This is a genomic window from Stenotrophomonas sp. TWI1409, from assembly GCF_039673015.1.
GTDB lineage: Bacteria > Pseudomonadota > Gammaproteobacteria > Xanthomonadales > Xanthomonadaceae > Stenotrophomonas > Stenotrophomonas maltophilia_A.
Window position 1 is genome coordinate 95425 of the sequence record NZ_JBDJKU010000002.1, and the last position, 14949, is coordinate 110373.

Consider the following 14949-nt stretch of genomic DNA (forward strand, 5'->3'; position numbering starts at 1 on the left):
TGCCTATAGTCCACCCAAGGACGGCACCTGTCCGCCCAAGCGAGGAACCTGCAATGGTCGATATCGCACACAGGGTCGGCATCAAGGCCCCTGCAAGCCAGGTGTACCAGGCTCTGGCCACCCCCGAAGGCGTCGCCGCCTGGTGGGCTGAAGACACCCATGGCGACCGCGTGGCCGGCGGGACGGTCAAGGTGCGCTTCACGAACAACGGCCGGGAAATCGGTGCCATGGAAATGAAACTTGAGCAGCTTGTTCCAGGCGAGCTCGTGCTTTGGCGGTTCCTCGCCGGTCCCGCCGAATGGATCGGCACCCACGCGCGCTTCGTGCTGAAGCAGGAGGGCGACTATTGCATCGTCCTGTTCACCCACGAGGGCTGGAAAGAGCGCGTCGAGTTCACCTCCCACTGCAGCACCAAGTGGGCGGTGTTCCTGATGAGCCTGAAGGCCCTGCTGGAAACCGGCAAGGGCCAGCCCAATCCACACGACGTCAGGATCGACAACTGGAACTGAAGACATCCCCATGGCGGTAGACAACGTGCGCGACGCAGACAAGGTCTTCAAGGCACTGGCCGATCCCACGCGCCGGACGCTGCTGGACCTGCTCTGCGAGCACAACGGCCAGACCCTGGGCCAACTGTGCGACCACCTGGACATGGCCCGGCAATCGGTCACCCAGCACCTGGGCCTGCTGGAAGACGCCAACCTGATCAGCACCGTGCGCCGTGGCCGCGAGAAGCTGCACTTCATCAACCCGGTGCCCCTGCATGAAGTCTACGAGCGCTGGGTACGCAAGTTCGAGCAGCAGCGCCTGAGCCTGCTGCATGACCTGAAACGAGAACTGGAAGGAGAATGACGATGTCCGCAGCGTCCACCCGCTTCATCCACGTGATCTACATCGCTTCCACCCCGCAGAAGGTGTTCGAGGCCATCACCCGCCCCGAGATCGCCAGCCGCTACTGGGGCCACGAAAACGTCTCGGACTGGAAACCCGGCTCGCGCTGGCAGCATGTACGTGCCAACGAAACACGCTCGGTCGAACTGGTGGGCGAAGTGGTGGAAAGCACCCCACCCTCGCGGCTGGTCATCACCTGGGCCGCCGCCTCGCAGGCAGAGAACCCGGATGCCTACAGCCGCGTCACCTTCGACATCGTGCCCTACCAGGACATGGTGCGGCTGACCGTCACCCACGAGGAACTAGAACCCGGCAGTGGCATGGATACCGGCATCCGCCAGGGCTGGCCGATCGTGCTGTCGAGCCTGAAGTCGTTGTTGGAGACCGGCAAGGGATTGGATGTGTTTGCCAAGCCGCAGTAAACGGCTGCGCCGGGACGACGCCGCAGGCGCCTTGGCCGCTGCGGCGTCGGCAACGCGGCCGATGCCGGTCCGCTAGCGGGCCGTCCAACCCCCATCCACCGGCAACGCCGTGCCGGTGATCTGCGCCGCCGCGTCCGAAGCCAGGAACACCACCACCTCGCCCAGCTGCTCGGGCGTCACGAACTGCAACGACGGCTGTTTTTCAGCCAGCAGCGCACGCGCAGCGGTCTCCTGATCCGTGCCTTCGTGCTCGGCCAACGCGGTGATCTGCTGCTCGACCAGCGCCGTCCGCACCCACCCCGGGCAGATCGCATTGGCGGTGATGCCGGTGCCCGCGTTCTCCAGCGCTATCACCTTGGTGAACCCCACCACGCCGTGCTTGGCCGCCACGTAGGCCGACTTGTTCACCGAGCCCACCAGCCCGTGCACGGATGCGATGTTGATGATGCGGCCGGCGCCCTGCTGCTTCATATGGGGCAAGGCTGCCGCCGTTGCATGGAACACCGCCGACAAATTCAGCGCGATGATCGCATCCCACTTCTCTATGGGGAATTCCTCGATCGACGCGGTGTGCTGGATGCCTGCGTTATTCACCAGGATGTCGATGCGCCCCATCGTCGCAACGGCGTGGGCGATCATTCCGCGCACCGCCTCGCCACGGGACAGGTCGGCACCGTCATGCGCCGCGCGAACACCGAACTCGGTTTCCAGGTTGGTACGGATGCGTTCGATCTCCGCCGCATCGCCAAAGCCATTCAGCACGATATCGGCGCCTTGCCGCGCCAGCGCCGTAGCGATGCCAAGACCAATACCGCTGGTGGAGCCGGTAACCACCGCAACCTTTCCAGAGAACATGGGTGAGCTTCCAAGGGGCGTAGGTAGGCAGTGTAGCCCTCTGGATCCACCGCACGCTTGGATCAGTAGATCCACGCCATGCGTGGATGCTGCCCCTCGGCAAAGATCCACATCCCCCCTATATTCACCCCAATCCACCCATGGATGGCTCGATGAACCCGTGCAAGGCCCTGCTGCCCGCCGTTGTTGCCGCCCTGCTCGCCCCTACCATCAGCCAGGCCGCGCCGCCTGCTCAGGATGCTGCGCCACTCACCACCGGCAGCGTGCGCCTGGACATTGCCAGTGGCCGTGTCGAAGGCGATGTCTGCGTATCCAACCGCCGGGCCGAATCGATGGGCACCTTCGTGCTCAACGCCGGCCTGAATGTCGCGCGGGTGACCGATGGCGATGGCGCGCCGATGGACTTCGAAGGCTGGTATGCCCCCGGCGTGGATGGCGAAGCACGCGTGTACACCGTGGCCAAGCCACCCACCACGCTCTGCGTGCAGTATGTGGGCACCTTCCCGGTCTACGCCCGGCACGATGCCCCGACCGACTTCAAGGGCCTGATGGCCTTCAACGGCGACAGCGCCCGTTTCACCGAACAGTCCGCATGGCTGCCGCAGGCGTTCGATCCCAGGGCCCGCGTGCGCAGCAGCGAAAGCCGCTACGACCTGCAGGTGGATTGCGCCGGCTGCCGGTTCCTGTATCTCAACGGCAGCCAGGCCATCGAAGGCGCGCAGGGCCGCTTCCGCAGCGACAACGCACGACCGATCCTGCTGTTCGGCGGCAGCGGCCCGATCACCCGCACCGCGCAGGTCACGATCCTCAACGAGACGCTGCCCGCGGCCAAGGTCGATGCTCTTTCCGGCACCGTGCAGAAGATAGCCGACGTGCACAGCCGCTATATGGGCGTGCCGCTGGCCGACCGCCCCACCTTCCTGCGCATGGTCACCCTCAACCAGATCGAGCGCGACCGTGAGGGCAGCGAATGGGGCTTTGCCACCTGGCCGACCATCGCCATGAGCGGCAGCATCGGCAACGTGGCCGATTCACTGCTGACCGGGGGCGAGAACGCCGAGCGACGCGTGCAGTACATCGCGCACGAAATGGGCCATTACTACTTCGGCACACTGAACCGCCCGCAGGGCCCCTACTTCTGGGTGCTGCTGGAATCCAGCGCGGAATTCCTGTCGATCAAGGCGCTGCGCGAGATCAGTGGCGATGCCGCGGCTGATCGCTACATTGCGCGACTGCAATCGGCCATCGAAATGCAGGAGAAGCCGCTGCCGGCGTTCGATGCCATCGACGGCAACTCGGATCTGGGCGAGATGTATCGCTACGTCTATGCGCCCTTGCTGCTGCTCTCGTTGGAGAAGCAAGTGGGCGAAGCGAAGATGCAGGCCTTCATGCGCGGGCTGCTGGCCTCGCCTTCGCCGAAGAATTGGGCGGAGCTGCAGGGCATCGCGATGAAGGCTGGCATTGATGCCAAAGCCTGGGAGCATTGGCGGGCAAGCTGTGTGGCTGGCGGCAGGCCAAGCTGTAGATCCACGCCACGCGTGGATTCACTCCCTCAACGCCCGCACATCTGAATCATCCAGCACTCAGAAGAACAGACTCGCTCGCTCAACGGTCGCGAGCGGATTAGCCTTCCGCACCGCCTCCAGAAAGAGCAGAAAGTCGCGGTTGAACAGCGAAAGGTTGTTGGTGAACATCACGCACTTTCTACCCGATGCTCTGCTGAAGCATACCTGCCAGAAATAGCGCGCATAGATGACGTCGGACGTTCGAGTGACTGAGGTGATCTGCGAAAGCGGAACTGCCGTGGGAACCGGCCCCCGCCGCAGGTAGAAGTATTCTGTATCAAAGAAGTAGTGCTCCCGATCCTCTTTCCCATCCACCATCACCAAGGTCATGGACGTGCCGGAGATCCGGCGCGGAGGATTCAGACGCAACCCTGATCCCAACGCCGAACGGGCTCTCGCTGGCATTTGCCGAAGGATGAACCAAAGGATCACCAACGGAAGTGCCACAAGGACAACAAAGCCTACGGTCTTCAAAACAGTTTCCAGCGTGCTGGGCACACAGATCTCCAGGATGAACGTTCAGGCACTGACGACGCCCGGGTAGATCCACGCCATGCGTGGATGGCTCTCCCTCAAAGCCCCATCACTTCCAATGATCCGGCCCCAAAAACGGCAGGCTCAACACAAACACCGGAACCGCCACGGGAATCAACGCCGCGCCCAGCACCTTGCCGGCCGCCGTTCCGACACCCGGCTTGTCCTCCCTCTCCGGCAGGATCCGCTGCGCCCGCGCACTGATCGGCTGCGCCAGCTTCCCCTTCTCCGCCAACGCAGCAGCGTCCGGCAACTTCACCCGCTCGCCGTCGCCCTCGAACAGCGCGCTGTAATAGCTGCCGCCCTTCTTTGAAAGATTGCAGGCCCGATCAAAAGCCAGCGCATAACGGCTCCGGTCCTGCGGCAGGTAGTAGCGCGCACGCTCGTCCACATACTTCGCCTCGCGCTGGAGCACCTCAATCCGCTCCAGCTTGAACTGCGCGGCCTGTTCCGCCGTCACCTGCTCCGGCCGCAGCAGCAGCGCATAGCTGCCGTGCACCTTGGCCTTGTTGGCCGGGTCGCGCCAGTCCTCATGGAAGTACATCTGCGCGCAGGCCACCGCCTCGCGTAGCGGGCTGTCCATCAGCGCGCGGTACTCGCGGAACGGTGCAGCATTGAAGCGCATCGGTTCTTCAAAGCGCGGCAGCAGGTACAGCTGGCCATCGTCGGCCACGAACGCACCCGTGATCTCGCGGCTTGAAGCATGCTCCTCCGGACCACTGGCACAGCCAGACAGCAGGCCAAGGCACAGGGCGGAGAGAATGAAAAGAGACGTTCGCATGTCGTGTTCGAGGGCTTCCCTGGGAAAACGGCCCCGCCCGGAAGGACGAGGCCAGTCCGCCATGGTGCCACGGCACCGCATGCGATGCAGAGCCCGCCCTACTTCAACCGCTCCACCAACCGCTGCCCCACCTCCAGCGCTGAAGCCGGGTTCTGCCCGGTAATCAGCTCGCGGTCCACCACCACATGCCCGGTCCACGGCGTGGCATTGCTGCTGAACTTCGCACCCGCCCGCTGCAACGCCGTCTGCGGGTAGAACTTCATCTCACCGCCACCCAGCAGCGGCTTGGCCTGCTCTTCCTCCTGGTTGCTGATCACCGTCATCTGGTAGCCGCTGTAGATCCACTTCGGCGTAGCCGGCATCGCACCCGCGTCCAGCTTCGCCACGAAACCCGCCGCATCCGGCAGCGTGGACAGCAGCGCGATCGGCCCGTGGCAGACCAGCGCGGTGGTCTTGTTGCGCTGGTGGAAGTCGGCCAGCAGCCGGCCCAGCGCCGGGCTCTTCAGCAGGTCCTGCATCGGCGCGTGGCCACCGGGAATGTAGACCGCATCGAAATGCGCATAGCCCTGCTGCTCGACGCGCGCAAGGCTGACCACCGGCGAGGCGGTCGGCGATGTCAGCGCCAGTTTCTCCAGCAGTTCCTTGTGCAGCGCCAGCTGCGCGGCATCGTTGCCGAAGTACGCCGCCGTCACCGAGGACGCATCCACCGTCGGCGCCCGCCCCTGCGGCGTGGCGAAGGTCACCTCGTGGCCCGCGTCCAGCAGCAGCTTGACCGGCTGCATCAACTCGTTGAGATAGAAGCCGGTGGACAGCACCTTGCCGTCCTTCAGGTCCAGGTGGTTTTCGTCGGACAGCACCACCAGCACGTTGGCGGCATGCGCGCCGCTGGCGGCCAGGGTCAGGGCCAGCGCTGCGGCCAGCCGGGTCATCAGGTTCATGGGGAGCTCCTATCGGGGAATGGCCGCCACTTTATTCATCGCCCCAGCGGCGATAAATTGGCCCCATCGCAAAACATCTGTTCCCCGGAGAGCTAAATGAGCCGCAAGTTCGACTACCTGGGCGACGTGGAGGTGTTCCTGGCGGTGGTCGAGCACGGCTCGTTCACGGCCGGCGCGGTGGCGCTGTCCACCACGCCTTCGGTGCTGAGCCGCGCGGTCACCCGCCTGGAAGCGCGGCTGGGCCGGCAGCTGCTGCAGCGGACCACCCGCCGCGTGGGCCTGACCGACGCCGGGCGGCTCTATCTGGAACAGGTGCGCACCGCCTTCGGCCTGCTGGACGACGCCGAGCGCGACGTACAGGGCCAGGACGGCGCGCTGGCCGGCCGCGTGCGCCTGAGCGTGCCCACCACCTATGGCCACTACCGGCTGCCGCCCGTGCTGGCGCGCTTTGCGCAGCAGTACCCGCAGGTGCAGGTGGAACTGAACATCACCAACCGCAACGTGGACCTGGTGGCCGAAGGCTTCGACCTGGCCATCCGCCTGGGCCAGCTGCCGGACAGCGGGCTGGTGGGGCGGAAGCTGGAAGATGCGCCTTTGGTGCTGGTGGCTTCGCCACAGTACCTGCAGCGCCGGGGCACGCCGCAGACGCTGGACGACCTGCAGCAGCACCTGTGCCTGCCCTTCGTGATGCCGCGCACCGGGCGGCTGGCGCCGTGGATCTTCCGCGACGGTGGACGCGACGTTGACTGGCTGCCGCGTTCGTCCATCGAAACCTCCGACGATGTGCTGGGCGTGGTGTCGCTGGCCGAACAGGGCATTGGCATCTGCCAGAGCTATGAGTTCATCGTGCGCGAGCGATTGCAGCGTGGGGAGCTGGTGGAAGTGCTGCCGCAGCTGCGGGGACGGTCGCGGCCGTTCTCGGTGATCTATGCGCCGCATCGGCGGCAGTCGGCTGCGGCGCGGGCGATGATTGAATTGCTGGTGGGGAATGCAGCTGTGGCTTCGGACGTTGCTGGTTGAGGCTGCGCTGCCTGCTGGGGGTGTCGTGTTTGAACCGCTTTTCAGGGCGTGAGGCTGGTCGGGCACCGTTGCCTGCAGAGCAAGACTAAGAACTGTTGTAAAGAAGGCCGTCGCGCTATTCGCTTGCGGCGCGGGCGATTGCGTCATTCTGAATCGCAATCAACAGAGCAGCTGCGCGAATACGTCTGGCGGTGTCGCGTGCTGCACGAATGGTGCATGCCACAATAGTTCCTCGCTCTCGAATTCCGCTTCCTGTTCGCCATTTTCTATTGGCGTTCGCAGCGGCGGTGTAAACACCATGACGCGCCACCGACAACGGGTGGCCGGGCGTGCAAACCCGAGACGTAGAGTGAAAACGCTTGCCAGTCGGCACCGTCCTTGAGGCGGTGCCGGCTGGCAATCCGTCGGCCTATATGGCGGACGGTGCGCGGGGGCCTTCGGGCCCGCCGGTCACTTCTCTGCGTCCCGGTTTGCAACCCGCACCGTCCGCCACCCGCTTACGCGGTGGCGCTGTTAAGCACAGCCAAGGAAACCGACGCCATGAACGATTCTGACATCCTCTCCGCCTACACCGTTGTTGAGCCCATCAACGACGACGCTTCCCTGCCCGACCTGAACTACCTCCTAGGCATCCTCAAGCGCATGCGCGGCTGCGAGGGTGCAGATGGGCACCCGTGGCCGGAAACCGATGTGTCGCCCGGCCGGCGCGTGAGCCTAGCACGGAGCGAGCGCGCGATGGTGGGGGCGCTGACGGTGTTGGAGCTGCTGCACGCTGCGGACCGCTGCAGGGTGGCAGCAGACCCGGAGCGGCATTTGGATGAGGGGGTTGTGGACGGGTTGTTTCTGGCTTGCCGGGGGCTGGTTGAGTGGGCTTGTCGGGAGGTTAGGCCAGAGTAGGTTCCCTTCGCCGCTTGGATGCCTGCTGACGAACCCGGTGTCCGTTTTCGGCCAAGAACGGAAACTCCCAAACTCTGCCCTTCACAACTCGGGCATAACCTCTCCCTGCGCGCCAAAGGTTTGACGCTCACTTTCACGGGCGCTAGCCAAGAACTATGCTCTCCCCACTTCCAACTCAATGATCAACTGGCAGAATGGTAGCTTAGTGTGACCGTCCTCAGCGAGACGGATGGAAGACAGATGGAAGTCGGCTTCACTGGAGGAAATCAATGGATGTTGATGTCGCTTTTTTTTCGCAAGAACGCGGTTTACCAAAGTTGGGCCGGACACACCCTAAATTTCGCGGTAGAAGGGCCAGCCAATGGGTATACCGGATTTCGGAAGCCTCAACGCGCTGCTGCATTTGCTGTTTTTTCCCATCTGGACTCCGATCCCGAAGTGCCAGGGACCGTTGTTATGCCTACCGGCACCGGAAAAACGGACACAATCTTCGCAATCATCATAGCCGGTCGGTTCCGACGCACACTGCTGATCGTGCCATCTGACGCGCTTCGCACCCAAATTGGTGATCGATTGGCCAGCTTGCAACGTCTACGGACCATCAATGCGATTTCCGACGACGTTCTTTCACCGATCGTCCATCGCATCGATGGTCGCAATGCTGCAGTCGACGTGCAAGCCATCGAAGCCTCCAACGTCACCATCGCGACGCCTGCGGCATTGACCCAATTAGATGACAACGAACTGGAAGCCTTTGCAGCGCACTTCAGTCACCTCATCTTTGACGAGGCTCACCACGTTGCCGCCATGACGTGGGGACGCATTCGAAATGCTTTCGGCTCCAAGCCAGCCATCTACTTCACTGCGACGCCATTCCGCCTCGACCAGCAGCGGTTAGAAGGCAAGATCATCTTCAACTATAGCCTGAGCCAAGCGCAGCGAGACAACTACTTTCAGAAGATTGATTTCTTTCCTGTTCGCGAGTATCTAACCAGCGAGATTGATCGAACCATCGCCGCCAAAGCCGTTGATCTGCTAGCCAACGACCTGGAAGAGGGTTTCGATCACATTCTTATGGCGCGATGCGCCACGATATCTAATGCTAATCGGATCATTGAGCTGTATCGGGAACTGAACTTTGGGCTACCTGCCAGCTGAGACGGCACTGTCTTTGGTGTACTTGAGGTGCTATGGAAAGTTCCGTTGAGCAATTCAGGCGGCTGTGCGAGCGGACGATCACAAAGTTGAGTGATGCCGAAGCTATAGATCACATCGCGCTTCTAGTGGATTCGTCCACAGACCAAGGGTTGGCGAAAGGTGCTAACCGAGCAATTCGTCTACTTGATCAGCTTTCCGAACGGGGGTTGAACGATAGGAATGGCGCGCTGTCTGAGTACTTGCGTGCCAACGCTTTCTCCTGTTTGGCCAAGACTGAGAAGGTCAGGCAATCCTGGGCATGGGAGGAGCCACTGCGACAGAAGGAACTGTTGGCTCTTTCTCGATCCGCGAGCCACCCAGGCTTCCAAGAGCTGGATAGGCTCCGTCGCTGTCAGATCCTGACCAATCAGGCAAACCAACTTAATACGACGGGACGAACGATCGACGCGATTGAGCTTTGGTCAAAAGCGTTGAGTATCATTCCGCGATTTGCAATGGCCTCGGGGAATCTGGGCTGCGGCCTGTTGACGTATGCCAAGATGGTATCAGACCCGGGTCAGCGTTCTACTCTGGCACTTCACGCCTTTGATGCACTTACGGCAGCCACTTCAAAAGATGCGGTCCTCGATTCCGAGGGACTGGAGCCAGCTCTTGAGTACTTCGCGGGCAAGGCAGATCAGCTCTCGCGCATGTGCGACATACCCGCTATTCGAGAGATTCGAAGGCGCCAGGTCCCCGAGAACCGGCAGTCTAACGCTGAGCGCAGCTATCGGAACTGGTGCCTTCAACGTGGGCTGTTTCTGAACCCCCTGAATGATCTTGGAGATCTTCCCGACGCAGGGGTAGACGAGCTCATGCTGCCGCCGCTAACGGAGCGTATCGGCGAGAGGGCTGAGGGCCACCTTCCTCCGCCTATAGTAGGATTCTTCAATCAGTTGAAGCAGGAGTACGTTTCCGCGCGCTTCATGCTCTACGAGGGTGCAACTAGTTCTCGAGTTCACTTCTCGGACAAGGGTGTGTCTCTCGTTGACACATTGGACTACCCCCTTCACTCCCTGGCTACTGAGCGGGTCAGAACTGCCTTCCGAGTCGGGTACTCTCTTCTCGATAAGGTCGCGTTCCTCGTGGACCTTTACTGGAATCTTGGCAAGGTTCCGCACTCTATTAGCTTCAGGAATGTCTGGATGGTTGAAGGCGGGCGTCGCCTGCTGCCACAGCTTGAAGCCCGTGAAAATCTTCCGCTTCGAGGACTGTTTTGGCTCTCAAAAGAGCTCTTTGACGATGAGATACAAGGCACTACAGCAGCCGATGCTCGAGATCTTCAGCGCATTCGAAATGCGCTTGAGCACACGTATCTACGGGTATACGAAGGCTGGACAAGACCTTTCCCCATCGGTCATGAAGCAGCCCCTGATGTCGGGTTCAGCATTGGAAGTGATGAGCTCGAAGCCAAGGCGGTGCGCGTAACGAAGATGGCACGATCAGCCCTGATCTACGTGAGCCTGGCCATTGGCGTGGAAGAGCGACGTAAGGAGAGGATCAATCCTGATAGCCTGAAGGCAGTGATGCCCCTGTCGAGCCTCGTGAACTGGCGAAAACGGCGCGAACCCACGTAGCTCCATTTGGGAGTCTTTGGATGGCTCCCCCTCTTAAGTCACTCTCGCTATCTGGATAGCAGTTGAAGACCATGTTGCCGCGGCATCCTACTTAACCTTGTTGAGCAGCAAGGTGGTCCCGGATGGATTCAAATGAGCGCAGCTCTCCGCTACAGAGGACTTGGATGGCTGTGCGGCCGCCAAAGATCTCGGCGGAGTTCGAGCGGTGGACCCAGCCATCGGCCTGCGATCGATCTGAAAAAATTGTATGGAGGATCCGGTAGATTGAGATGATGTATGAGATGCGCAGTGGGGTCGTACCTTCTACAGGAAACTCTTCAACGGCTTGCCATGGTTCTGCTTCGGGCAGGGCAAGGATCTTGCGCTGATCCTCCTCTGTTAGCTGCCATGCCTCTGCGATTCGAACGAATGTTCTAAGCGCAGCACCTTCTAGATCAATTGGACCGCTAGTCGCAGGTCGGTTCATGGAGTTCTATCTTCACTAGCCAATCTTGAGGATATCCGAACTTGGAAGTGCTGTAGTTCGCAACCAGCGTGTGTTGGTTGGACTGCCTGGGCAGGTGGGCGCTCACCTAGTAGTTGCCCTAGATCGAGGCAAACTTGTGTGCTCAATCTCCACCGGAAAGCGAGATTCCATAGGTTGACTTCACCCTCAGTCCATTCCATTCCGATTCACGTGCAATCGACCTCAATGCCTCTTCAGCATTGCTTCCCGCGCGTGAGTAGGCACTTGGGTACTCTGACCGCCTGCCCAAAAGCGCCTTCAATACTAGAAAGCTCTGCGGCATGCGCTTCAGCGCAGCGACTAGCTCTGATACCTCTGCGGAAGCCACTGCATTGAAGGAGTCCTGGTCGCCTGTCCCCTTGCCAATAGCCTCCAAGGCGAGGTCTAAGTCGATGAGAGTCGCGGAACTTTGACGGGCCTTACCAAGTGCGTCGAGAAATTCGGGATCTTGGATTTCCCCAAAGAATGAGACAGCCTCCTCGCCCATCTCTCCGACCCTTGCCCCGAGGCGCGCGTTGACCCAGCCTGAGATGATCTCAGACGCCATTTCAGGATGCCCATGCACTCGCATGAGTCGGGCCAGATCGTCTGCGTTACGTGAGCTGTCAGTGTCAACAACACCCTTCCAACTCTCCATCATCTCAACGAGGACATCCTCCTCTTCTGCTGAGAGATCTCCTCGGTACCGGCGCCATGAAGCCGAGAATCGATGGTGCTTGGCATTTGTCCTTTCCTCGCGATCCCGTGCCTCAATGGCTTGAGCTAGCCCATCCACGGGAAAGCCAGCAGCTACGCTGTCAGACAAGAGCAAAGTTAGCCTGTCGCTTCCATCAATGCCATAGTTGCTGATCTTCTCCGCCAGAGCCAGCTCTTCTGCTGACAGTTGACCACCACCCTTCTCACGTTCCAGTCGCTCCGCTGCAAATGAAAGCGGCGACGTCCGCTTCAGGAGCTCCAAGCTAGGTGCGCCCATGGCGGTGCCGTTGTGACAGAATTCAAGAAAGACCAAGTCGCGTACGACTCTTATCAGCGTGAATTCGTGAAGCTGTGTTAGTTCACCAAAGACGAGCCCCAGCATGCGAGCAATCCGTCGAATGATGCGAACGTTGCGGATGGAGAGATCTTCCAGTGCTTTGACCGCATGGGGATACCACGCCTGCAGTTGGTCGCCAGAACCCAGCGCGACGCTGATCACTTGGGTTGCGGATGGGTCGTAAAGCAGCTCCGCCTCAAATACCTTTTCTCGCTGACTAGCCCACACATCTGCATCAGCGTCATCGAACGCACCAGAGTTGAGGATTACACAAACTCGACAGCCTCGCTGTTCTTCGAGATAGGAAACGAGGCCGAGTACGTCCTTAAGTTGGAGTTTTTCGCCCCTGCGTTCGACATCGTCTATGCAGACCAGGCGGTTCTTGACGAAGTGAAATGCCAGCGACTGTGTCGCCTCGGTCAATGCCGAGCTACCGCCGAACCTGGATGGAACTAGGGGGGCTGAACGAGTAATGGCGCCAAGAATGTCTCTGAAGTAGTAGCGCCGCTTCAGAAAGCTCACACCCCGCTGATCCTGAGCTGACAGTGCGATCTGAGCCTTGAGTCCAGCAAGTGAGTTGATGCCGAAAAGTGAGACGTATGTGTGCTCAACCTTCTGCGACTTGACGACGCTCTTCCATAGATGGGTCTTGCCACCTCCCCATGGACCTTGGAGACAGATCGCGCCACGAATACTGCTAGCAACAAATCGCTCGAGGTTCTCTTGGGCGGACATGGATGGGTCCCAGAATTCTCTACAAAAATACACTCTCAAAATGTGTGCAGGGAAGCGTCGTCATGCCTGGGTTGAGTGACCGACCTCCATACGGTCTGTGTCGTCACGGATGTCTTCCTTCGAGGGGGCAACTGGGCGCAGCGCCGACTGCTCGCGTCAAGCGCGCGCCGGCGTAGACCGGCAGAGACTGTCTCAGTTGTCTCCGCTTGAGAACATAGGACTCGCCAGTAGACCTGCGTCGGCTGCATTGAGGCTCCAAGAGGTTGTACGGCCCAACGTGACGGCCCAGTAGGTAGGCGGAGCTTTAAGACACTTGGACCCGGTATGGCCAGCGCCTGCAAGGTCACAGCTTCCTTTACCCAATGGGCCGAGGGAACGCAGGGATAGGGGGGGCTTCAGAGACCTCCGGCCCCCCCAAGGGCTGCCAGGCCTCCAGGGACCCCGAGGCCCTCAAGGCCCCGCAGGCCCTCCATACCCCCAAGTCCCCTAGGGTCCTTGGAGGTTCCAGGGACCGGGCTACCCCTAAGGGCCCAAGGGGCGACTAGGCGTTGGGGCCATGCGGATCCTCCTAGAAGAGGTGCCTCAGGGCCAAGCAGGCCTACCCGATACCGTCCCTTTTCTTGATTCTCAGCCGGTGAGACGACAACCCCACATCATGCCCTTGTGAAAGTGCGACGCAGCCCACAGTTCTAAAATTGGGCCTGGGTTGGCAGAACCCACCGAAGCAGCCCGCAGCAACGAGAGCGATGGGTAACGGGAGTCGCTCAGTTATGTGCAACACCGCATGACTCAATCAAGGGAGTGGTTTATGGATAGCTTGGCACCGAAGTCGCGGTTGGAAGTGCTGTTGAAGGACATTGATTTGCCCGAAGGCGCCTACAAGCGAGCGGAGAGTCGATACCACGACCTCGCAAGTTGGATTTCCAGGGATAGCTCTACTCTCGCGCCCTATGACGCGCACATCTTCGTCCAGGGCTCGTTTGCTCTTGGGACGGCCATTAGGCCCGTCAATCCCGAAGAGGAATACGACCTCGACTTCAGTTGCAAACTGCGCGAAGGCATTTCCCGTGAGTCGCACTCGCAGGCCGACCTTAAGGAGATGATTCGCGTCGAGCTGGAGGCGTATCGGAAGTCTAGGGGTATTCAGAGCCCGCTTGAACCGAAACGTCGCTGCTGGCGCCTGAGCTACCAAGATGAGCTCGCGTTCCACATGGACGTCGTGCCGGGCCTCCGCGCCGATGACCAGCGCCGCTCTGTGCTGACGGAGCGCATGGTAACCGCCGGCGTAGGCCGGTCATTGGCGCAGGAAGTGGCTCGTCGCGCTCTTTGGATCACCGACGATCAGCGCGACGACTTCAAGATGCTGACCAAAGACTGGCCATCCAGTAACCCTGGCGGCTATCAGAAATGGTTCACCTCGCGCATGGAGCCTTCGGGCTTGCGTGCACTGGCTGAAGCTCAGGTAGATCCCGTACCGGTGTATCGCGCACGCCAACCATTGCAGCAGACGGTGCAGCTGCTTAAGCGGCATCGGGATGTGATGTTTGTAGATCAGGCAGAATTGAAGCCGGCCTCCATCCTGATTACGACAATCGCAGGATTAGCTTGCGTTCCCGGGGAGTCCCTCGACGTGACGTTGGGTCGGGCTCTCAATGGGCTGAAAGAGGTTCGTGATAGGCGATCCATGGAGATTCTTAATCCGATCAACCCGCACGAAAATTTTGCGGACCGATGGACTGGCCCCAACTGCCCACTTCGCCTCAATTTCTATCAATGGATCGACTCGGCGTTGACCGCGTTCGACGCATGGCGGTCGATCAGCGTTCCCCAGCGGCTTATCGAGGTCGCTAAGGACGACTTCGAGGTGTCCCTCGGTGCAGACGCAGCACGGGCGCTCACCGGAGGGGCGGCACTGGCTCCGACGGCTCGGCGAGTTGCGATTGACGCGCCCCCGGCGCCTTGGCGCGGATAAAGGGGATGCATTTCGCTGAGGCGGACA

The 14949-nt window shown here is 60.8% G+C and carries 15 protein-coding genes; 9 read left to right on the forward strand and 6 right to left on the reverse strand.

Going from position 1 to position 14949, the window contains the following annotated elements:
• Positions 1 to 53: 53 nt before the first annotated feature.
• From ABE423_RS01535 to ABE423_RS01545, 3 genes are read left to right on the forward strand one after another with little or no spacing between them, the layout of a single operon-like run.
• The gene (locus ABE423_RS01535) at positions 54 to 509 is read left to right on the forward strand and encodes an SRPBCC domain-containing protein (RefSeq protein WP_346484694.1); all 456 of its coding nucleotides are present in this window, start codon (positions 54 to 56) and stop codon (positions 507 to 509) included.
• 10 nt (positions 510 to 519) lie between these two features.
• Positions 520 to 852, forward strand: a complete 333-nt coding sequence (locus ABE423_RS01540) for a metalloregulator ArsR/SmtB family transcription factor (protein WP_049445795.1) — start codon at positions 520 to 522, stop codon at positions 850 to 852.
• 2 nt (positions 853 to 854) lie between these two features.
• Entirely contained in the window at positions 855 to 1313 is a 459-nt protein-coding gene (locus tag ABE423_RS01545; protein ID WP_346484695.1) for an SRPBCC family protein, read from the forward strand.
• Positions 1314 to 1385: 72 nt separating this feature from the next.
• Here ABE423_RS01545 and ABE423_RS01550 read toward each other — a convergent pair whose 3' ends face one another.
• A complete protein-coding gene (locus tag ABE423_RS01550) occupies positions 1386 to 2168 on the reverse strand; it encodes a 3-hydroxybutyrate dehydrogenase (RefSeq protein WP_346484724.1) in 783 nt (260 codons plus the stop codon).
• A 152-nt stretch (positions 2169 to 2320) separates the two neighbouring features.
• On the opposite strand from ABE423_RS01550, the gene ABE423_RS01555 reads away from it, so the two are divergent.
• Positions 2321 to 3739 (forward strand): hypothetical protein, encoded by a 1419-nt coding sequence (locus ABE423_RS01555; RefSeq protein WP_346484696.1) that lies wholly within the window; start codon positions 2321 to 2323, stop codon positions 3737 to 3739.
• 12 nt (positions 3740 to 3751) lie between these two features.
• On the opposite strand, the gene ABE423_RS01560 is transcribed toward ABE423_RS01555, so the two are convergent.
• From ABE423_RS01560 to ABE423_RS01570, 3 genes are all read right to left on the reverse strand, one after another.
• Positions 3752 to 4231 (reverse strand): hypothetical protein, encoded by a 480-nt coding sequence (locus tag ABE423_RS01560; protein WP_346484697.1) that lies wholly within the window; start codon positions 4229 to 4231, stop codon positions 3752 to 3754.
• A gap of 85 nt (positions 4232 to 4316) precedes the next feature.
• Complete coding sequence (locus ABE423_RS01565; RefSeq protein WP_346484698.1) at positions 4317 to 5048, reverse strand: hypothetical protein; 732 nt, start codon at positions 5046 to 5048, stop codon at positions 4317 to 4319.
• Positions 5049 to 5146: 98 nt separating this feature from the next.
• Positions 5147 to 5986 carry a type 1 glutamine amidotransferase domain-containing protein gene (locus ABE423_RS01570; RefSeq protein ID WP_346484699.1) on the reverse strand — a complete coding sequence of 280 codons (840 nt, stop codon included), beginning with the start codon at positions 5984 to 5986 and terminating at the stop codon, positions 5147 to 5149.
• Between the two features lie 96 nt (positions 5987 to 6082).
• Here ABE423_RS01570 and ABE423_RS01575 point away from each other — a divergent pair, with 96 nt between their 5' ends.
• The 4 genes from ABE423_RS01575 to ABE423_RS01590 all read left to right on the forward strand — a co-directional run bounded on the left by ABE423_RS01575 (position 6083) and on the right by ABE423_RS01590 (position 10677).
• Positions 6083 to 7006, forward strand: a complete 924-nt coding sequence (locus ABE423_RS01575; RefSeq protein WP_346484700.1) for a LysR family transcriptional regulator — start codon at positions 6083 to 6085, stop codon at positions 7004 to 7006.
• 540 nt (positions 7007 to 7546) lie between these two features.
• Positions 7547 to 7903, forward strand: a complete 357-nt coding sequence (locus tag ABE423_RS01580) for a hypothetical protein (protein WP_065184067.1) — start codon at positions 7547 to 7549, stop codon at positions 7901 to 7903.
• Between the two features lie 240 nt (positions 7904 to 8143).
• Positions 8144 to 9061, forward strand: coding sequence for a DEAD/DEAH box helicase family protein (locus ABE423_RS01585; protein WP_346484701.1), 918 nt, complete (start codon positions 8144 to 8146; stop codon positions 9059 to 9061).
• Positions 9062 to 9093: 32 nt separating this feature from the next.
• Positions 9094 to 10677 carry an LA2681 family HEPN domain-containing protein gene (locus ABE423_RS01590; RefSeq protein ID WP_346484702.1) on the forward strand — a complete coding sequence of 528 codons (1584 nt, stop codon included), beginning with the start codon at positions 9094 to 9096 and terminating at the stop codon, positions 10675 to 10677.
• Between the two features lie 91 nt (positions 10678 to 10768).
• Here ABE423_RS01590 and ABE423_RS01595 read toward each other — a convergent pair whose 3' ends face one another.
• Positions 10769 to 11143, reverse strand: coding sequence for a DUF2384 domain-containing protein (locus ABE423_RS01595; RefSeq protein WP_346484703.1), 375 nt, complete (start codon positions 11141 to 11143; stop codon positions 10769 to 10771).
• A gap of 142 nt (positions 11144 to 11285) precedes the next feature.
• The gene (locus ABE423_RS01600; RefSeq protein WP_346484704.1) at positions 11286 to 12950 is read right to left on the reverse strand and encodes a hypothetical protein; all 1665 of its coding nucleotides are present in this window, start codon (positions 12948 to 12950) and stop codon (positions 11286 to 11288) included.
• Positions 12951 to 13758: 808 nt separating this feature from the next.
• On the opposite strand from ABE423_RS01600, the gene ABE423_RS01605 reads away from it, so the two are divergent.
• Positions 13759 to 14922, forward strand: a complete 1164-nt coding sequence (locus tag ABE423_RS01605; RefSeq protein ID WP_346484705.1) for a nucleotidyltransferase — start codon at positions 13759 to 13761, stop codon at positions 14920 to 14922.
• Positions 14923 to 14949 lie beyond the last annotated feature (27 nt).